We start from the raw sequence: 18,862 nt of genomic DNA on the forward strand, positions 1-18,862 counted from the left end.
ATCTGCGTTCGGGGGCGCCTGCCCGGCAGGCGTACGAGCGGACGACCGGCGCGAACGCGGTCGCGGCCAGGAGGGCGACTCCGACCCGCGTCCGGCCGACCGCGACGCCGGGACATCCGCGAGTAGCCCCCGGGCCGTGCTCGCGCGTCTTGGATATGAGCCACCCAGGTCCGCGGCATCTGCCGCGTAAGCCGCCGCCGGTCCGCGAATGCGATCCCGACCCCGGAGAGACCCCGACAACACTCGACACGACCGGACACCGCCCCGTTTCCCCGAGGGGCGGTGTCCTGGGCAGCCGATGGCCCGATTCCCGTACCGAGACGGAGAACTCCATGAGCTATCTGGCACTTCGCGAAAGAGGCCCGTCATTCGACCCCGCGCCGGCCGCGCTCCCCGCCCACCACTACGACCACGGCGCCGGCCTCAACATCCTCGACGGCGACGGATCCGTCCTGGTGGAGACGGTCGGAACCGTCATGTTCGGGTTCACCATCACCAATCATCCACCGCCCATCGGGGCCAAGAAGGACGACGACTGAAATGCCGGTCGGCGCGCGGGAGGTCCGCTTCGTCGTCGTCACCAGCGACGACGACTACACGGCCGACATGGTCGTACGCGGACTCCCGCGGGACAGCTTCGTCCGACTCGACCCGGGACGCCTGCGTCCCGGCACGCTCCTGAACGCGCCGGCTCCGGACGGCCCGTGCCTGGTGGACAACCGCGTCGTGCCGCCCGGCGCGTCCGTCTGGTGGCGCAAGCCAACCCCGGCGCGCGACCTGACCGGCGACGAGGCGTGGGCGGCCGACGAGACGACCAGCCTGCTGGAAGGCATGCTGCGCAACGCCACCGAGGCCGGGCGCTGGATGAACACCCCGGCCGCGGTGGCACGCGTCCGCCCCAAGCCGGTGCAGCTGGAACTGGCCCACCAGGTCGGTCTGGCGGTCCCCCAGACCCTGGTGACGACGGACGAGAAGGAGGCATCCGCGTTCATCGCGGGCGGGCCCACCGTCGTGAAGCCGACCACGCAGCGCTTCACCGAGTTCGCCCCCGTCTTCCGCATCTCGCCCGGTGACGACCTCACCGGCATCGGCGGCGCCCTGTGCCTGCTGCAGCGCGAGGTCACCCCGAAGGCCGCGGACTGGCGGGTGACCTTGGTGGGCGACGAGGTGTTCGCCTGCCGGATCACCGATGCGGAGCTCGACTGGCGTACGCGACCGCGCGAATGCCGTTACAGCGCCGAGGACCTGGACGAGCACACGGCGGCCCGGCTCCGCACGTACCGCCGCCGGGCGGCCCTCAACCTGGTCGCCTTCGACCTCGCCGAGGCCGCCGACGGCACGCTGTGGTTCCTGGACGCCAACGCGAACCCCGAATTCGGCTTCCAGGAGATCGCCACCCGCGCCCCGATCACCGCGACCGTGGCCCGATGGCTACAAGGAGACGAGCGGACATGACAGCACTGACCTCGCGTGTGCGCGCCCGGGAGTACGCGTATCTCGGCCGGTCCGCGGTCGGCGTGCACGTCGGCCGCCCGACCTGCGCGCGGTACGCGCGGTACGCGCGGAGGACCGTACGCGAGGCGACGGCCGCGGCCGGGCCTGGGCCCGGGCGCGCGCGGCCGCCGCCCTGTGCCGGTTCCGTTCAGGCCACCCACACCGTCTTGGCGTTGCAGAACTCCCGGATCCCCAGGGCCGCGAGCTCGCGGCCGTAGCCGGAGCGCTTGATCCCGCCGAACGGCAGGTCCGGAGAGGACGCCACCATGCCGTTGACGAACACCGCGCCGGCCTCCAGTTCCCCGACGAACAACTCGCGCTCGGCGGCGTCGGTGGTCCACGCGGCGGAGCCGAGGCCGAACGAGGTCGCGTTGGCGACCCGGACCGCCTCGTCCGCGGACGCCACCCGGTGCAGCTGCGCGACCGGCCCGAAGACCTCCTCGGCGTACATCCGCATCGCCGGGGTGACCTCGGTGAGCACCGTCGGCGGGTAGAACCAGCCGGGGCCGTCGGGGACCTCGCCGCCGCACAGCACGGTGGCGCCTTGCGCGACGGCGTCCGCGACCAGTTCGGCGACGTCCGTACGCCCCTGCTCGGTGGCCAGCGGACCCACGTCGGTCGCCTCGTCCGCCGGGTCCCCCACCCGCAGGTCGCGCATGCGTGCGGTGAAGGCGTCGGCGAACGCGTCGAACACCGCCTCGTGCACGATGAACCGCTTCGCGGCGATGCAGGACTGGCCGTTGTTCTGTACCCGGGCGGTGACCGCCGTGGACACCGCGGCCGCCAGGTCGGCGGACGGCATCACCACGAAGGCGTCGCTGCCGCCCAGCTCCAGCACGGTCTTCTTGATCTCGTCGCCCGCGATCGCGGCCACCGAGCGTCCGGCGGCCTCGCTGCCGGTCAGCGTCGCCGCCGCGACCCGGTCGTCCCGCAGGACGCGCTCGACCTGGCCCGAGCCGATCAGCAGCGTCTGGAAGCAGCCGCGCGGAAACCCGCCCTCGAGGAACAGCTCCTCCAGGAACAACGCGGTCTGCGGCACGTTGGAGGCGTGCTTGAGCAGACCGGTGTTCCCGGCCATGAGCGCCGGAGCGGCGAAGCGGACGACCTGCCACAGCGGGAAGTTCCAGGGCATCACCGCGAGCACCACGCCCAGCGGCTGCCACCGGACCATGGCCGCCGAGGCCTTGACCCGGGACGGGTCGGCGAGTGGGTCGTCGGCGAGGAAGCCCTCCGCGTGCTCGGCGTAGAACCGCATCGTCGTCGCGCATTTGGCGGCCTCGGCCCGGGCGGCCGCGATCGGCTTGCCCATCTCGGCGGTCATCACGCGGGCGATCTCGTCCTGCCGGGCGTCCAGGACATCCGCCGCGGCGTTCATCCGGCGCGCCCGGTCGGCGAACGACGTGCGTCGGTACTCCAGGAAGGTGCGGTGCGCGACGGCGATGCGCCCGTCCACTTCGTCCGCGCCCAGGGGCTCGAAGGTCTTCAGCGTCTCGCCGGTGGCGGGGTTCACGGATGCGACAGTCATACGGTGCTGCTTCCCAGTCCCACGGGAATGCCACCGGCTCGGCCCAGGATTCCCCCGCTCGTACGTCAGCCGCTCGCTCGTTTTCCGGGGGCCGGCCCGGAACGGTTCAACCGTTCCACAGCCACCGGGGCCACTTTGGCCACCACGGCCACCACCGCACTACGCAAGCTTCTTGACCGCGTCCTTTGCCCGGTAGCCCGCCGGCACCCCCTCGATGAGGATGATGTCGGCGACCATGTGCGCGGTGCGCAGCTGAAGGATCTCCCGGTACTCCGGGGATTCCCACCACGCGTTCGCCTCCGCCATCGACGGGAACTCGATCACGATGGCGTCTCCCGGCCAATCACCTTCCACCCCGCGCTTGTTCGGCGACGCGTGCACGATGAACCGGCCGCCGAATGCCTCAAGGGTCTCGTCGATCCGCTCCAGGTACTCGACGAGAACTCGGTGCTGTGCACGTGGGCGATGGCGTACGCGGTCATGGTGTGCGTCTCCTTGTCCGAGGGGCGCCCGGTGCCGCCGGAGCGCCCGCTTTCCTGCCGACACCCGACACCCGACAACCTACGGCGGCCCGGCGGCCGGGGAATCAGTCGCGCATAGGCATTTCCCCGAGGTGACCGCGTACGCCGCGCTGCCCGGGTCGAGGCGGTGTCACCGGTCGGGCGCACCGGCCGCGCGCAGTCGTTCGGCCAGCGTCCGGCACTGCTCCTTGAGGTCGGGAGGGTCCAGGACCTCGAAGTCGTGTCCCAGCAACAACACGTGCATGAGCACGGCGTCCAACCGGTCGGCTCCGCTGAGCAGTTCGCAGCTGCCGCGGCCGTGCGGGCGGACCACCGCGGCGGACGCCGGGACCTGTGCCCGCACCGTGTCCGCGGGCGCGTGCACGAGGAAACGCGCCTGGTGCGGGTAGACCCGGCTCGCCACGCCCTCCTGCACGTACGTCGCGGCGTCCGGCGCCGGGCGCGGCCGGAAGCGGAAGGTCCGTGCCGACACGTCGGTCATCCGGTCGACGCGGAAGCTGCGCCAGTCGTCGCGGTCGAGGTCGTAGGCCAGGAGGTACCAGCGCCGGTCGGACGCGACCAGCCGATAGGGCTCGACCCGCCGCCGCCTGCCGCTTCCGGGCGCCGCGCCGCCGGAGGGGTAGGCGAACGCCGCCTCGACCTCGTCCCGGCAGGCGCGCGCGAGCAGCATGAGGACCCCCGGGTCGACCACCGCGGATGCGCCGCCGAAGGACTCCACCGATCCGGACAGCGCCCGCACCTGGTCCCGCAACCGGACCGGCAGCAGTCGGTCGAGCTTGCTCAGCGCCCGCAGCGCGGCATCCCCGGCGACCGCGCCGCCGACTCCGCCCGCCCCGCCGGCGCCCGCGAGCAGCGCGGCCACCACGGCGATGACCTCCTCGTCGTCGAGGAGCAGCGGCGGCAGGTCCTGTCCGGGGCCCAACCGGTATCCGCCGCCGACGCCCTGGTCGGCCTGGATCAGGTAGCCGAGGGTGCGCAGCCGCTCGACGTCGCGGCGTACCGTCCGCGGCGTGACCCCGAGCTGCCGGGCGAGTTCGGCCCCGGTCCAGACCTGGCGCTGCTGGAGCAGGCCGAGCAGGGTCAGCACCCGCTCCGTGGTGTCGAGCCCTTCCGCTTCCGGCGCACTCATGGTGTCCACTTTGCCAGAGATAGCGGACGTGTCCTGTCCGCTATCGGTGTCATGGTGGCTCCATGGATGCAGACGGATTCGACTGGAACGCGGCGTTCCGCGCGCAGTGGGAGTTCCATTGGAACCACCAGGTTCGAGCGCGACTCGACGGCCTCACGGACGAGGAGTACGCGTGGTCGCCGGTCCCCGACGCCTGGGGCGTGCGCCCGCGCGGCACGTCCTCGGCCCCCTTACAGCTCGGCGCCGGAGCCTTCACGATCGACTACGACCCCGCGCCGTCGGACCCCACGCCGTTCACCACCATCGCGTGGCGGCTGGGGCATGTGACCGTCGGTGTGCTCGCGGCGCGGAGCGCGGCACATTTCGGCGCGCCCGCGGCCTCGTACGAGACGTGGGAGTACGCCGGCACGGCCGCCGCCGCGCTCGACCAGCTCGACACCCAGGTCGCGGTGTGGCTGGACGGGGTACGCCGCCTGGGCGACGAGGGACTGCGCCGCCCGATGGGCGACGGCGAGCCGTTCCCCGAAGCCCCGATGGCCGACCTGGTGCTGCACATCCACCGCGAACTGATCCACCACACGGCGGAGGTCTGCCTGCTGCGCGACCTCCACATGCACACTCGGCGCGTCGGCGGGTACACCGCTACGGCCACCCCGACGATTGGAGCAACCCCATGAGCCGCGACTTCCAGGTGACGTTCGACGCCCACGACCCGCGGGCGCTGTCGTCCTTCTGGCGCGACGTCCTCGGCTACGTCCATCCCGGCCCGCCCGGGGTCGACCTGCCCGAAGGCGCCGACCCGCTGGCCGCGTGGGACGAATTCCTGGCGGGCCTGGGCGTACCGGAGGACCAGCGCAACACGCGGTCCGCGCTCGAGGACCCGGACGGCCGGCGGCCGCGGCTGTTCTTCCAGCAGGTGCCAGAAGGCAAGACCGCCAAGAACCGGGTCCACCTCGACGTCCGCGCCGCCCCCGGCCTCGAGGGCGAGGACCGGATGGCGGCGCTGGAGGCCGAGTGCGCCCGGCTCGTCGAGCTGGGTGCCGAGCGCGTCCGGCGCTTCGAGCCCGAGCCGCCGATGAGCACCGGCTTCATCGTGATGGCCGACCCCGAGGGCAACGAGTTCTGCCTCGACTGACGCCGCCCGACGCCGCCGGCCCGCCGGGCGTCACCCCGGGCGTCACCCATCCGACGTCGTCGGCCCGGCATTCGTCGGCCCGCCGGACGCCGCTCAGGTGTGCATGCGCGTGGTGCGCTCCTGAATCTCCTCCGGTGTCAGGTCCTCGGTGGTCCGGAAGACCATCCACATGTGGCCGAACGGGTCGGCCAGCCGGCCGCCGCGCTGCCCGTAGGGATGGTCGGCGACCGGGTGCACCACCGTCGCGCCGCCGCGCACCATGGCGTCGGCGACGGCATCCGGGTCGGCGACGTCGACGGCGATGATCACCGGGGATCCGCCGAGCGTCGTCGGCGCGGGGTCGCCGTCGGCCTCGTCCTTGAGCGCGACCGGGACGCCGCCGATGCGCAGCATCGCGTGCACGATCCGGCCGTCCGGGTCGGTGTAGCGCTCCACCTCCTCGGCGCCGAAGACCGAGCGGTAGAAGTCCACGGCACGGGGTCCGTCGGAGACGACGAGACGGGGGTAGAGCCCGTTTACTGCCTGTTTGTCATCGGTGTTTGTCATGTCTTCATGATCGGCAGGATCCGGCGCGGGGGATTGTAGAAATCGGCGGCCGGGCGTCCCGTCACCCGTCGAGCGGAACGTGGTTGGGCTCGGCGGCGGAGCGCGGCGCGTACGCGGTCGGGGTCATCCCGGCGAGGGCGCGGAACTCGTGGATCAGATGCGCCTGGTCGTGGTAGCCGCCGTCGGCCGCGAGCAGGGCCCAGTCCGGCGGGTCGGCCGAGGCGTTCACACGCGCCAGCAGGCGCTGGAACCGGCGTACGCGCGCGTACCGCTTCGGCGACAGCCCCATCTCCACGTCGAACCTCGCGGTCAGCCGCCGCGGCGTCCAGCCCAGCTGGTCGGCCGCGGTCCGCACGGACGCTCCGCGGTCGAGCCGCGCGGCGGCCGCCAGCACCGCCGGGTCGGGCCCGTCCTGCGCGGCCGCGCGCGCCAGCAGCGCCGCTTCGAGTTCCCGCAGGCACGCCTGCGGACCGCCGGCCGCATGCGCGGCAAGGAGCCGCTCGCGCAGCACCGTGCCGTCGCCGCCCCACAGGTCGTCGAGCCCGACGAGCTGGTCGCGTACGGCCGACAGCGGGACGCCGAGCAGCGGATGCGCCCCGGCGGTACGGAACGCCACCCACACGACGGCACGCTGCTGGGCCGGATCGACCACGACGGGCCCGGTCGACGGCCCCTGCACCGCGGCGCCCCGGGTACGCCGGTCGCCGCCCGGATCCGCCGGAACGGTCGAGCGCAGCTCGTCCAGGTCCAGGTTCACCAGCAGTTGCGGGCCGCCGTTCGGCAGGACGATCTCGGCCGCGTGCGCGAAACGCGCCTCGGCGTAGCCGAACGACCGGATCAGCGGCCTGAGCGCGGCCGCGGACGGCCGCGCCACCAGCGAAACGCCGCCGGCGCATGCCGCATCCGCCCCCACACCTGCGGAACCGCGCTTTCCCGCCATGTACGCAGCCTACGACGCCCGCCGGACACCGAGACCGCCCCGCGGTAGGGGTGGGGTCAGGGCGGATGTCAGGGCGCCGAGTCTGCGGCCTCGCGCCGGATCCGCTCGAACTGGGCGCCCATGGCCGCCGACAGCGCCTGCGCGGCGGACAACGGGCGCACCATGACGACGAAGTCGTCGATCAGGCCGCGCTCGTCGACATGCAGGAAGTCACAGCCGTGCACGTCCATGCCGTCGACTTTGGCCTTGAACTCCAGCGCGTGGTCGCGGCCGTCCGCGGTGGACATCTCGCGGACGTAGTGGAAGTCCTCGAAGACCCGGCCGACGCCGCGCAGGATGGCCGCGGTGATGGCCTTCCCCACGTACGGCCGGAACGCGACAGGGCTGCTGAACACGACGTTCTCGGCGAGCAGTTCCTCGATGGCGCGGTGGTCGTCGGCTTCGACGGCCTTGCGGAAGGGGTGCATGCCGGGCCCACTCCATACTCAATTTGTTGACTAGGTAGTGGGGACGCTAGTGCCCAGTCATGCTTTTGACTAGTCGCGCCTGCGATTAATCACCCCCGGCTATGCTCCACGCATGGCGCTGCGCAACGCGATCATGGCCACCCTCCTCAGGGGCGAGGCCTCCGGCTACGACCTGGCCAAGAGCTTCGACGCCTCGGTGGCGAACTTCTGGATGGCGACGCCCCAGCAGCTGTACCGGGAGCTGGACCGCATGGAGGCCGACGGCCTGATCGCCGCCCGCGTCGTGGAGCAGGAACGCCGCCCCAACAAGCGGCTGTTCTCCCTCACCGAGACCGGTCGGGCCGCACTCCGCGCGTTCACCGCGGAGCCGACGCGCCCCGGCGCCTACCGCGACGAGCTCCTGGTCAAGGTGCAGGCCGTCGACGCCGGCGACATCGCGTCGGTGGCGGAGGCCGTACGCGAACGCCTGAAGCGGGCGGAGGCGAAGATCTCGCGCTACGAGACCATGCGCACCCGCATGCTCGACGGCCGGTCGGAGGACGAATACCTCGCCGCCGCGGACCGGATCGGCCCCTACCTGACGCTGATGCGGGGCCTGTCCTTCGAACGCGGGAACATCGGCTGGTGCGAACGCACCCTGACCGTCCTCGAGCAACGCGCCGCCGTCACGCGGTAGCGACATCGGACACGGAGGCGGGCCGGGACGCCCCCAAGCCGAGCCCAACCGACCACGGCCCCACCCCGGAACGGCCCCCGATCCGCGCCGGACCGGCGCCGGTCAGACCAGGAAGAAGAAGATCCCGGAGCGCGAACTCACCGCAGAGGAGCACTGATGGCCGATCTTCCGCCCGCGCCCCAGAGCCCGCCCGAGAACGCACCGCACACCGCGGCGCACCGCACGTCCGAGGCTGTGGCCGGCAGCGCCGGACCGTCTTCCGGGCTCCCGCGCCGGCGATTCCTCGGGTACGTCCTGGGCGCGTCGACGCTCACGGTCGCCGCGCCCCTCGCCGAGCAGGTGCTCGCACCGCCCGAGGCCGACGCCGCGATACCGTCGCTCCCCGGTCTGTCCGAGTTGGCCGACCTCAACGAACTGCTGACGCTCGCCGCGCTGCCCACCGCGAACCTGATCGGCATCCGGATCGAGGAGGACGGCACCGCGTCGTTCGCGCTGCCCCGTGCCGAGGTCGGGCAGGGCGTCACCACGTCCAGCGCGATGCTGATCGCCGAAGAGCTTGACCTGCCGCTGGACAAGGTCCGCGTCACGCTGGCCGACGCCCGACCCGAACTGCTGTTCAACCAACTCACCGGGGGCTCGAACACCACCTTCTCGACGTACACCCCCATCCGCGTGGCGGCCGCGATCGCCCGGGGGCGGCTGCTGGAGGCGGCGGCGACCGAGTTCGGCGAGGCGGTCTCGGCCCTGACGACCCGGCTCGGCGTGGTCACCTCCTCCGGCGGCCGCAGCGCGACGTACGGCGAACTCGCGGTCAAAGCCGCGGGCCTGGCGACCGTCCAGGTCTCCGTCGAACTCAAGCCGGCGGACGAATTCACCGTCATCGGGACTCCGCGCAACCGCATCGACGCGCGCGACGCCGTCACAGGGCGCAAGAAGTTCGCCATGGACCTCCAGGTGCCCGGGGCGCTCCCGACGATGGTCTGCCGCCCGCCGACCGTGAACGGCACCGTACGCTCGGTCGCCAACCTCCCCGAGGTACGGGCGATGCCGGGCATCACCGACGTCGTGCCCGTCTCCACCGGCGTCGCGGTGCGCGGCCGGACGTTCGGCCAATGCATCGACGCGGTCCGCGCCCTGCGCGTGGCCTGGGGGCCGGGCACCGCCGAAGGCGCTTCCGACGCATCGGTGCACGCCAAACTCCGGCAGGCGGAACTGCCCCTCGTCATCCCGCCGTTGCCGCTGCTCACCAAGGCCGTGGACATCCGCTTCACGTTCGCGTTCGCCGGCAACAGCGCGCTGGAGACCAACTGCGCCATCGCCGACGTACGCGCGGACCGCGCCGAGATCTGGGGGTCCCTCAAGTCCCCCGTCACCGCGCAGGAGACGATCGCTGCCAAGCTCGGCCTGCCGCTGCACACGGTCAAGGTGCACGTGGTCGAAGGCGGCGGATCGTTCGGGCGGAAACTGTTCTTCGACGCCGCCCTGGAGGCCGCGGAGATCTCCCGGGCGATGGGCAAGCCGGTCAAGCTGATGTGGCACCGGGCCGACGACGTACGGCAGGGCCGCACGCACCCGATGTCGATCTCCCGGGTCCGCGCGACGCACTCGCTCGGACAGGTGCTCAGCTACGAGCAGCGGCACACCTCGGCGGTCACCGACTTCGGGCACGGCCTCGGCGAGTTGCTCACCTCCACGGTCGCCGGACTGCCGGTCGGCGACCTGGCGTTCTCGCAGGCCATCTTCACGCTGACGCAGGAGACCCCGTACAACTTCGGCGTGGTCACGCAACTGCTGAACGAGGTCGACCGGGGCTTCAACACCGGCAGCATGCGCAACATCTACTCCCCCAACGTGCGTTGCGCCCAGGAACTCGTCGTCGACCAGCTCGCCTCCGACATGGGCAGGGACGCGTACCGGTTCCGTCGCGACTTCCTGAAGAACGCCCGGGCGCGGGCGGTGCTGGACAAGGTCGCCGAAGTCGGGTCGTGGGGAAGGGCGTTGCCCTCGGGCATGGCTCAAGGGATCGCGCTGCACCCCGAGTACCACTCGGTGGTGGCCGTGCTGGCGGAGATCGACTGCCGCCCGCAGACCACCGGCCGGCACGTCCCGGACGCCGTCACCGGCCCGCGCGTCACCAAGGTCGTGTGCGCGGTCGACGTCGGGCTCGCGGTGAATCCGCGCGGCCTGGAAGCCCAGATGATGGGCGGGATCATGGACGGCATCGCACTGGCCCTGACCTCCAGCCTGCACCTGAAGGACGGGCACTTCCTGGAGGCGAGCTGGGACAACTACTTCTACACGCGCCAGTGGAACACCCCGCTCGAACTGGAGATCGTCGTCATGCCGCCGACCACCGGCGAGCCGGGCGGCGCCGGGGAGTTGGCGGTCGCGGGCGCGATGGCCGCGGTGGCGTGCGCGTACCGCAGGGCCACCGGGACGATGCCGACCACCTTCCCGATCAACCACAACGGGCCGCTCGCGTTCGAGCCGAAGCCCACCGTCCCGCCTGTCCCGCAGTCCCCGACCGACGGCCGCGACCGCGCCTACTAGGAGCCTTCCGTGCCCGAGCACTCCTTCAAGCTCAACGGCGAGCAGGTCACCGTCGACATCGAGGACGACGTGCGGCTGCTGTGGGTCCTGCGCGACGTCCTCGGCGTCACCGGGCCGAAGTACGGCTGCGGCATCGGCGTCTGCCAGGCGTGCACCAGCCACCTCAACGGCAAGGCGTTCAACCCCTGTTCGGTCCGCGTCACGGACGTCGGCCCGGACGACGAGGTCACCACGATCGAGGGGCTGCCGGCCACCGTCGGCCGGGAGCTGCACCCCATGCAGGAAGCCTGGCTCGCGCGCGACGTGGCGCAGTGCGGCTACTGCCAACCCGGCCAGATCATGGCCGCGGTCGCCAAGGTCAAGCAGGCCCGCGCGGCCGGACGCGAGATCGGCGACGCCGACCTCGACGAGATCCGCAACATCTGCCGATGCGGCACCTACCACCGCATCCGCGAGGCCATCCGCGAAGCGGCGGACAACTTCTAGTGCGGTGGCCGCAAACGTTTGCCGGTTCTCGTCGTTCGGTGCCGTGCCGCCGGGCCGGGCGGCCCTCCCGAGCAAGGCGCGGGGCCGAAGCTCGTACTCGGCCGTACTCGCGAGATCATGCAACGCCGCGAGGCGCGGTGTCCGAGCGGCGAGCACCGGTGAAGGTTTGTGGTCACCGCACAAGACAAGCGAAGGGAATTCCGCGTGCAGATCACCGGAAAGGTCGCAGTCGTCACCGGCGCGGCCGGCGGAATCGGCGCCGCCATCGCGCAGCGCCTCCTCGAACACGGCGCCCGCGGCGTCGTCGTCACCGACATCGACGCCGAACGGCTCGGCGAGACCGGCAGACAACTCGCCGCCGACCATCCCGGATGCGTCGAGGCGGTCGCGGGCGACGCCGCGTCGACCGACGGCATCACCCGCCTGATCGAGACAGCCGAGCGCGAGTTCGGCGCAGTGGACCTGTACTTCGCGAACGCCGGGGTGACCGGCGGCGCCGGGCTCGACGCGAGCGAGGACGACTGGAGCCGGTCCCTCGACGTCAACGTGATGGCGCATGTGCGGGCCGCCAAGCTGCTCGTGCCGGGCTGGCTGGAGCGCGGCGAGGGGTACTTCTTCAGCACCGCGTCGGCGGCCGGGCTGGTGACGCAGATCGGGTCGGCGAGCTATGCGGTGAGCAAGCACGGCGCCGTCGCGTTCGCCGAATGGCTTGCGGTGACGTACGGCGCACGCGGCGTCCGGGTGAGCTGCCTGTGCCCGCAAGGCGTCAGGACCGAGCTGCTCATGGCCGGCACCCGCTCCGAGGACGCTGCCGAACGGGTCGCCGCGCAGGCCGTGTTGGACGCCGGCGCGCTGCTGGAGCCGCTGGACGTCGCCGACCAGGTCGTCGAGGCCGTGGCCGACGAGCGGTTCCTCGTCCTGCCGCACCCGCAGGTCCTGGAGTTCTTCCGGCGCAAGGGCGCGGACTACGAGCGGTGGATCGCCGGCATGCAGCGCTACCAGGAGTCGGTCGCCCGACCCTCCCGATAGCGACCGCCCCGAAGAACGGCTCCGAAAAGCCTGGACCGCCACCGGTGTTCGCCTCGTACGCTCTCGAACACACTCGCGGCCGCCTTCCCGGCGCGGGTGCCGATGGGAAGGAGCAACGTGATGATCGACTACGACATCCAGATCAGAGCGGCGGCGGTGCAGGCCGAGCCCGTGTGGTTCGACGCGGACGCGACCATCGGCAAGAGCATCGACCTGATGGCCGAGGCGGCGGGGAACGGCGCGGACCTGATCGCTTTTCCGGAGATCTTCGTCCCCGGCTATCCGTGGCAGTTGTGGATCAAGGACCAGACGACCGCGGCCGGGTTGGCGAAGGCCTACCTCACCAACGGCATGCAGCTGGGCGACGCCCGCATGCGTCGCGTCATGGAAGCGGCCAGGGACCATGCGATCCACGTCGTGATGGGCTACGTCGAGATCGCCGGGTCCAGCGCGTACATGTCGCAGATGTTCATCGACGACCGCGGCAACCTCGTGGGCAACCGGCGCAAGCTGAAGCCGACGCACGTGGAGCGCGGCATCTTCGGGGACGGCAACGGCGGCGACCTCCAGGTGTGGGGCTCCCGGATCGGCCGGATCGGGGCCCTGAACTGCTGGGAGCACTTCCAGCCGCTGGAGCGCTTCACGCTGGCGGCCATGCACGAGCAGGTCCACGTCGCCTGCTGGCCCAGCTTCGCGTCCACCAACCCCAACGGGTTCTACCTGGGCCGCATCGAACCGAACGAGGCGGCGACGCGCATGCACGCCATCGAGACCGGATCGTTTGTCCTGTGCGCCACCCAGGTGGTCTCGCAGAACGCCGTCGACATGTTGGTGGGCGACGACGCGGGCCAGCGCAAACTGCTGGGCACCGGCGGCGGATTCGCGCGGATCTTCCACCCCACCGGCATGAGCATCGCCAAGGAACTCGACCCGCATTCCGAGGGGATCGTGTACGCCGACCTCGATCTCAACGACATCCTCGCCGCGAAGTCGTTCATCGACATCGTCGGGCAGTACTCGCGCCCCGACGTCTTCGACCTGCGCGTCAACGTGAGCCGGAACCCGTGGATGACCACGCACGGCCCGGACGGGGCGGTGGCCGAGTACGCCTTTCCCGCGCCGGCGGCCGCGCGTAGGGACGACGCCGAGGTGGCACCGCTGCTGACACTGGAGGAGTGAGGCCGCGGACTGAGGCCGAGGACCAGGGCCCCGAGGCCGAGGACCGAGACCGGGCCCGGGGGCCGACAGCGGTCGATCGGTACGGCGGCCTTCGGCCGGGCCGGGGCAGCGTGGCGCGGCGCCACGCGGCCCCGTCCCGGAAGCCGTTCAACCGTGCGGCGCCCGACGTCCGGCTCCGCACGCTCAACGGGGCTCGGCCGACCCCTTGCACCCGACCCCTTGCGCCCGACGCCGGTCGCCCGACCCGGGTCGCCCGACGCGGGTCGCCGGGTCCGACGAACGGCTACTCGCCCCGCAGGCCGACCGCGTTGCCGTCGGTGTCCTCGAGGACGCAGACGCGCGCCCCGGGGGCGACCTCCATCGGGGCGGTCCGCTCGGTGGCGCCCGCGCCGAGCAGGGTGGCGCGTACCCCGTCGAGATCGTCGACGTCGGTGTAGACGACCGGGCCGTCCGCCGCGGGGCCCTGGGGGTTCAGCGCGACCTCGAAGCCGTCGACGTTGTACCCGACGTAGTAGGGCTCGTCGGTGTGCGGCGTCCCGAGCAGTGCGGTGTAGATCGCCTTGGCGGCCTCCAGGTCCGACACCGGGACCACGACACTGCGGATCGACGTGGGCATCTGTTCGTCCTCCTCGCATGCGGGCGGCCGTATCCTCGACCACCCCGACAGTCCCGACCGGATACCCCGTTCGCGACAAAACCGATCCTGTCGGGCGCCACCCGCGTGGCGGCGGTCAGCGCGCCGGGTGCGCGGCGTACTCGGCGGCGATCTTCGCGCCGAGGTGCGCGTTGTTCTTGACCAGGGCGATGTTGGTCTTGAGGCTGTCGCCGCCGCTGATCTCGACGATCCGGCCGAGCAAATACGGAGTGGCGTCCTTGCCCGTGACGCCGAGCGCGGCCATGTCGGTCAGCGCCTGCTCGATGATCGCGGAGATTCGCTCCGCCGGGATCTCGTCGCCCTCCGGAACGGGGTTGGCGATGTTCAGGCCGCCGGCGATGCCCAGGTCCCACTTGATCCGCATCATCGCCGCGATCTCCTCGGCAGAGTCGGCGCGCATCGGGGCCTTGAAGCCGCTGACGCGGGAGAAGAACGCGGGGAACTCGTCGGTGCCGAAGGCGATCACCGGCACGCCGCCGGTCTCCAGGTGTTCCAGCGTCAGTCCGATATCCAAGATGCTCTTGACGCCCGCACTGACCACGGCGACATCGCTGCGGGTCAGTTCGGCCAGGTCGGCGCTGATGTCGAAGCTCTCCGGCGCACCGCGGTGCACGCCGCCGAGTCCGCCCGTGACGAAGACCCGGATCCCGGCGAGGGCGGCCAGGCGCATGGTGGCGGCGACGGTGGTGGCGCCGTGTCCGCCGCGGGCGATGACGTACGGCAGGTCGCGCACGCTGGCCTTGGCCACGTCCGGGCTGGTGGCGAGCAGTTCCAGGTCGGCCGGGGTGAGACCGACGCAGGGGCGGCCGCCCAGCACCGCGATGGTGGCGGGCACCGCGCCGTGGCCGCGGATGATGTCCTCGACCTCGGTGGCCATGGCGACGTTCTGCGGGTACGGCATGCCGTGGCTGATGATCGTGCTCTCCAGCGCGACGACGGGACGCCCGTCCGCCAGGGCGTCGCGGACCTCATCGGTCAGCACGAGGTCGGGGTGAGGGGTGCTGGTCACTGCGTGCTCCTGGTGCTCGTGGTCGTGCTCGAAGTCGGTGTCGGCGTGCTCTGAGCCGGCTTGCTCTAATTCGGCGTACTGGAACGCGGCGTGCTGGAACGCGGCGTGCCCGTGGGTGCGGCACTGGCCCGCGGGTCACCCGGACGGCCGCTGCCGCCGCGCTCGGCGAGGGCCTGTGCCAGCAGACGCGGTGAGAGGTCGGGACGCACAGTGTGCGCGCTCTCGATGGTCAGGGCCGCGGCCGCCGTACCGTGTTCGACGGCGGAGCGGACCGGGTGTCCGGCCAACAGCGCGTGGGCGAAGGCGGCGAGCATGGCGTCACCGGCTCCGGTGACGTCCTTCACCCCGGCGGGCAGTGCCGGAACGAACACATGTCCCTCGTCGAGGCTGCTCAGCAGGCTCCCTCGGGCACCGAGCCGGACCCAGACGTGGCTGACGCCGCGCTCGTGCAAGTTCCCCGTCGCAGCCAGCAGTTCACCGTCGGATCCGGTGGGGAGGCCGGTGAGCGCGGTGAGTTCCTCCCGGTTGGGGGTGACGGCGTACAACGGGCGGTCCGCCGCGATCAGCGGTGCGAGCGTCGCCGCCTTGGGCACGCTCACCGGTTCCATGAGCGTCGGAACTCCGGCCGCCTGCCCGAGGTCCAGGGCATGCGAAGCGGTGGCCGCGGTCAGGTTGCCGTCCAGCACGAGCAATCCCGCGTGGGCCAGCAACTCGCGCAGTGGACTTAGGTGTTCGGGCAGCAGGTGCTCGGTGGCGGTCATGTCGGCCACGGCCAGCACCAGTTCGCCGCCCGCGTCGAGCACCGCCGTGTACGTGCCGGTCGGATGCCTGCTGCGATGCATGTGGTCGAGCCGTACGCCCGCCGCCGCGGTGTCGGCGAGCAGCCGCTCCCCCGTCGCGTCGACGCCCACCGCGGCGATCAGGTACGTGGGGGTGCCCAGCCGGGCCAGGTTCTCCGCGATGTTTCGGCCCACGCCGCCGGCCGCCATCGAGCCTGAGCCCGGATTGCTGGTGCCGAGGATCGCGGTGGCGGCGCTCCGCGCCTTGATGTCGAGGTTGGCGCCTCCGACGACAACGACGGACGGCTCCTCGCTGAGGATGTAGCCGCGCCCCAGCACGACGCCCTTGCGCGTCAGATTCGACAAGTGGACGTTCACCGCCGCACGCGTGGTGCCCAGCCGCCCGGCGATCTCGCCAGGCGAGAGCCGGGGGTCGCCGCGCAGCAGGTCGACGATCTCCCGTTCTCTGTCCGTCAGTGCCATGCTTACAAGACTAAAGACTCTTTACATATATATGCAAGCCTCATCCCACCGTCTCGACGACCCCGGCGCAGGGACGACGCGGTGGTCGCAGCCCAGCCCGGTCGCCCGAGCAGCCGGGGGTCGCCGCGAGGCGACGCCCGACCGACTCCGGTCGAATCAGATCCGACCGAGGAATGCGTGCCCCTTCCATGTTTAAGTCATCTGTCTTAACGTGCGCTCTCGGCGGCTCCACTCACTCCTGGAGGGCACTCTCATGACGACCATTCGCAATCGCGTCGCCGAACGCGGCACGTCCATGGGCGCACGGGTGTTGCGCCGACTGCCGATCGGCGCGCAGTCGGCGCCGTATGAGCTGTTCGACCTGCGGCCGTGCGGACCGCTGATCGGGGCCGAGGTCCACGGCGTCGACCTGCGCGAGCCGGTCGGCCCGGAACTGTTCGCCGAGCTGGACCGGGCACTGCTGGAGTGGAAGGTGCTGTTCTTCCGCGACCAGCCGATCGACTCGGGCCGGCACCGTGCCTTCGCGCGCCTGTGGGGCGAGTTGGAGGTGCATCCGTTCCTCGCACAGGGCGACGTGCCTGAGGTGGTGCGATTCGCCAAGGACGCCGCGATGGTCGGCGTGGAGAACGTCTGGCACACCGACGTGACCTGGCGTCAGGAACCCGCGCTGGGCTCCGTGTTGCGCGCGGTCGAGGTACCCGAATTCGGGGGCGACACGTTGTGGGCGGACATGGCCGCCGCGTACGACAACCTCCCGGCCGACGTGCAGGAGCGCATCGAGGGCCTGACCGCCGTGCACGACTTCGCTTTCTCCTTCGGCCGGGCGATGGACCCCGACCGCTTTGCCGCGATGCGCGCCCAATACCCGCCCGCCGAGCACCCGGTGGTGCGAACCCACCCGGTCACCGGCCGCAAGACCCTGTTCGTCAACGAGGTCTTCACCGACCACATCGTGGGACTGGCCGACGACGAGAGCGAGGAACTGCTCGCCCTGCTGTGCAAGCAGGCCACGTACCCCGAGTACCAGGTCCGCTTCCGCTGGCAGCCCGACTCGGTGGCGATCTGGGACAACCGCGCCACCGTGCACTACGCCACGAACGACTACCACCCGAACGTACGCGTGATGGAACGCGCGGCCATCCTCGGCGAACGGCCGTACTGACAGCGCGTCAGGCTGCCCGTCGGTGTCGACCCGCACGCGACACATAGCCGGCTCCCCGTTAGTCATACCGGGTCGCTGCCCGGGCCACCTCCCAACTTGTCGGTAGCGTTGCGCGTCGGTCCGCCCGCAACCGCAGGATGGGGAACCAGCCGATGAGTTCGACGACGCGCCTGACCAGGGCGAAGCGGCTGTCCGCCGCGCTGATGCTGACGCTGGGGGTCACGGCCGGCGCGACGGGCAGCGTGGGCACGGCTGCGGCGGAGCCGGCCGCGCGGTCGGCCGCCACGTCGCCGTACGGCTGCGCGGCGGACGCGTCACCCGGGCACACCCGTGCCGAACTGCCGGACGCCGAGATCTTCGCGACGGACAACACGGCGGTCATCACGGACCCGGGCGACCCCCGGCTCGACGCGCACCTGCTGGGATTCGCCTGCGAAGTACGCGGCATCATCCGGGCCCACGGGGCGGACCCGGAGGGATCGTCGCTGCTGGACGGGGTGTTCTGGTCCACCGACCTGCAAGCGGCCACGTACGAGCGGTCCCGCGCCTTCGACGTCGAAGCCGTCACCCCCGAGCAACTGCGCACCGTCGCGGAGATCGTCCGCGAGCGCTTCCGGCAGGAATCCGTCCTGACGTTCGACTACCTGCCCGCGTCGTCGCCGCGCGCGACCGCGATCGAGGTGGAGGTGCCGGGCGTGGACGTCACCCGGCTGCACGACGGGCTGCTCGCTGATCCCGAGGCGCGCGAGGTCCTGTACGGCGGCTCGGTCACCGTACGCGGCGGCAAGCTCATTCTCGTCGCCGACCGCACCGACACCGAGGTCGTGCGGCGCTTCGTCGCCACCCTCGGCGCCGACTGGTCCGCGGCGGCGGTCCACTACGGCGCCCGGGAGTTCGTGGGCTGACCGGCCCTCGACCGATGCGCGACCGGCCACCCGCCACCCGGCCTCCGGCCCCCCGACGACCGACCCGGCGTTCCCCTCCGCCCGCGAAACGGCCCGGCGGGGGGGCCGGGGGGGGGGCGCGCCGCGCGCCCCAGGCCGAGGGGACTAACCCCCCGCGGGAGAGCCCGGACCAGCCGGGGCCAGGCCGGTGCC

At 71.8% G+C, this 18,862-nt stretch carries 20 protein-coding genes; 11 read left to right on the top strand and 9 right to left on the bottom strand.

Annotated elements, in window-relative coordinates:
* Positions 1-332: 332 nt before the first annotated feature.
* Entirely contained in the window at positions 333-539 is a 207-nt protein-coding gene (locus tag AB0C36_RS26710; RefSeq protein WP_358358477.1) for a hypothetical protein, read from the top strand.
* Position 540: 1 nt separating this feature from the next.
* Entirely contained in the window at positions 541-1,455 is a 915-nt protein-coding gene (locus AB0C36_RS26715; protein WP_358358480.1) for an MvdC/MvdD family ATP grasp protein, read from the top strand.
* 187 nt (positions 1,456-1,642) lie between these two features.
* Here the strand turns inward: AB0C36_RS26715 and AB0C36_RS26720 are convergent, their stop codons facing one another.
* From AB0C36_RS26720 to AB0C36_RS26730, 3 genes are all read right to left on the bottom strand, one after another.
* Positions 1,643-3,019: an NADP-dependent succinic semialdehyde dehydrogenase gene (locus tag AB0C36_RS26720; protein ID WP_358358483.1), complete on the bottom strand. Its 1,377-nt coding sequence runs from the start codon at positions 3,017-3,019 to the stop codon at positions 1,643-1,645.
* Between the two features lie 159 nt (positions 3,020-3,178).
* A complete protein-coding gene (locus tag AB0C36_RS26725; protein WP_358358485.1) occupies positions 3,179-3,565 on the bottom strand; it encodes a DUF1330 domain-containing protein in 387 nt (128 codons plus the stop codon).
* 105 nt (positions 3,566-3,670) lie between these two features.
* A complete protein-coding gene (locus AB0C36_RS26730) occupies positions 3,671-4,669 on the bottom strand; it encodes a helix-turn-helix transcriptional regulator (RefSeq protein ID WP_358358488.1) in 999 nt (332 codons plus the stop codon).
* A gap of 62 nt (positions 4,670-4,731) precedes the next feature.
* On the opposite strand from AB0C36_RS26730, the gene AB0C36_RS26735 reads away from it, so the two are divergent.
* Both AB0C36_RS26735 and AB0C36_RS26740 read left to right on the top strand, forming a co-directional pair.
* A complete protein-coding gene (locus AB0C36_RS26735) occupies positions 4,732-5,346 on the top strand; it encodes a DinB family protein (RefSeq protein ID WP_358358490.1) in 615 nt (204 codons plus the stop codon).
* Positions 5,343-5,804: a VOC family protein gene (locus AB0C36_RS26740; protein WP_358358493.1), complete on the top strand. Its 462-nt coding sequence runs from the start codon at positions 5,343-5,345 to the stop codon at positions 5,802-5,804. Before AB0C36_RS26735 ends, AB0C36_RS26740 begins: the two co-directional genes overlap by 4 nt.
* 93 nt (positions 5,805-5,897) lie before the next feature.
* Here AB0C36_RS26740 and AB0C36_RS26745 read toward each other — a convergent pair whose 3' ends face one another.
* The 3 genes from AB0C36_RS26745 to AB0C36_RS26755 all read right to left on the bottom strand — a co-directional run bounded on the left by AB0C36_RS26745 (position 5,898) and on the right by AB0C36_RS26755 (position 7,757).
* A complete protein-coding gene (locus AB0C36_RS26745) occupies positions 5,898-6,350 on the bottom strand; it encodes a VOC family protein (protein WP_358358496.1) in 453 nt (150 codons plus the stop codon).
* 61 nt (positions 6,351-6,411) lie between these two features.
* Entirely contained in the window at positions 6,412-7,290 is an 879-nt protein-coding gene (locus AB0C36_RS26750; RefSeq protein WP_358358498.1) for a helix-turn-helix domain-containing protein, read from the bottom strand.
* A 68-nt stretch (positions 7,291-7,358) separates the two neighbouring features.
* A complete protein-coding gene (locus AB0C36_RS26755) occupies positions 7,359-7,757 on the bottom strand; it encodes a nuclear transport factor 2 family protein (protein WP_358358501.1) in 399 nt (132 codons plus the stop codon).
* A 112-nt stretch (positions 7,758-7,869) separates the two neighbouring features.
* On the opposite strand from AB0C36_RS26755, the gene AB0C36_RS26760 reads away from it, so the two are divergent.
* The 5 genes from AB0C36_RS26760 to AB0C36_RS26780 all read left to right on the top strand — a co-directional run bounded on the left by AB0C36_RS26760 (position 7,870) and on the right by AB0C36_RS26780 (position 13,677).
* On the top strand, positions 7,870-8,433 hold the full coding sequence (locus AB0C36_RS26760) for a PadR family transcriptional regulator (RefSeq protein ID WP_358358504.1): 564 nt from the start codon (positions 7,870-7,872) through the stop codon (positions 8,431-8,433).
* Positions 8,434-8,589: 156 nt separating this feature from the next.
* Positions 8,590-10,983: a molybdopterin cofactor-binding domain-containing protein gene (locus tag AB0C36_RS26765; RefSeq protein WP_358358507.1), complete on the top strand. Its 2,394-nt coding sequence runs from the start codon at positions 8,590-8,592 to the stop codon at positions 10,981-10,983.
* Positions 10,984-10,992: 9 nt separating this feature from the next.
* Complete coding sequence (locus AB0C36_RS26770) at positions 10,993-11,469, top strand: (2Fe-2S)-binding protein (protein WP_358358510.1); 477 nt, start codon at positions 10,993-10,995, stop codon at positions 11,467-11,469.
* 204 nt (positions 11,470-11,673) lie between these two features.
* On the top strand, positions 11,674-12,498 hold the full coding sequence (locus tag AB0C36_RS26775; protein ID WP_358358514.1) for an SDR family oxidoreductase: 825 nt from the start codon (positions 11,674-11,676) through the stop codon (positions 12,496-12,498).
* A gap of 120 nt (positions 12,499-12,618) precedes the next feature.
* Entirely contained in the window at positions 12,619-13,677 is a 1,059-nt protein-coding gene (locus tag AB0C36_RS26780; protein WP_358358517.1) for a carbon-nitrogen hydrolase family protein, read from the top strand.
* A gap of 283 nt (positions 13,678-13,960) precedes the next feature.
* On the opposite strand, the gene AB0C36_RS26785 is transcribed toward AB0C36_RS26780, so the two are convergent.
* The 3 genes from AB0C36_RS26785 to AB0C36_RS26795 form a co-directional block, all read right to left on the bottom strand.
* Entirely contained in the window at positions 13,961-14,293 is a 333-nt protein-coding gene (locus AB0C36_RS26785; protein ID WP_358358520.1) for a VOC family protein, read from the bottom strand.
* A gap of 115 nt (positions 14,294-14,408) precedes the next feature.
* Positions 14,409-15,341 carry a pseudouridine-5'-phosphate glycosidase gene (locus AB0C36_RS26790; RefSeq protein ID WP_358358522.1) on the bottom strand — a complete coding sequence of 311 codons (933 nt, stop codon included), beginning with the start codon at positions 15,339-15,341 and terminating at the stop codon, positions 14,409-14,411.
* A 65-nt stretch (positions 15,342-15,406) separates the two neighbouring features.
* Positions 15,407-16,603, bottom strand: a complete 1,197-nt coding sequence (locus AB0C36_RS26795; protein ID WP_358358525.1) for a carbohydrate kinase — start codon at positions 16,601-16,603, stop codon at positions 15,407-15,409.
* A gap of 253 nt (positions 16,604-16,856) precedes the next feature.
* On the opposite strand from AB0C36_RS26795, the gene AB0C36_RS26800 reads away from it, so the two are divergent.
* Together AB0C36_RS26800 and AB0C36_RS26805 are read left to right on the top strand one after the other, a co-directional pair.
* Entirely contained in the window at positions 16,857-17,765 is a 909-nt protein-coding gene (locus tag AB0C36_RS26800; RefSeq protein WP_358358527.1) for a TauD/TfdA dioxygenase family protein, read from the top strand.
* A 152-nt stretch (positions 17,766-17,917) separates the two neighbouring features.
* The gene (locus AB0C36_RS26805; protein WP_358358530.1) at positions 17,918-18,670 is read left to right on the top strand and encodes a hypothetical protein; all 753 of its coding nucleotides are present in this window, start codon (positions 17,918-17,920) and stop codon (positions 18,668-18,670) included.
* The last annotated feature ends 192 nt before the right edge of the window (positions 18,671-18,862 follow it).

This window comes from Streptodolium elevatio, assembly GCF_040649515.1.
Lineage (GTDB): Bacteria > Actinomycetota > Actinomycetes > Streptomycetales > Streptomycetaceae > Yinghuangia > Yinghuangia elevatio.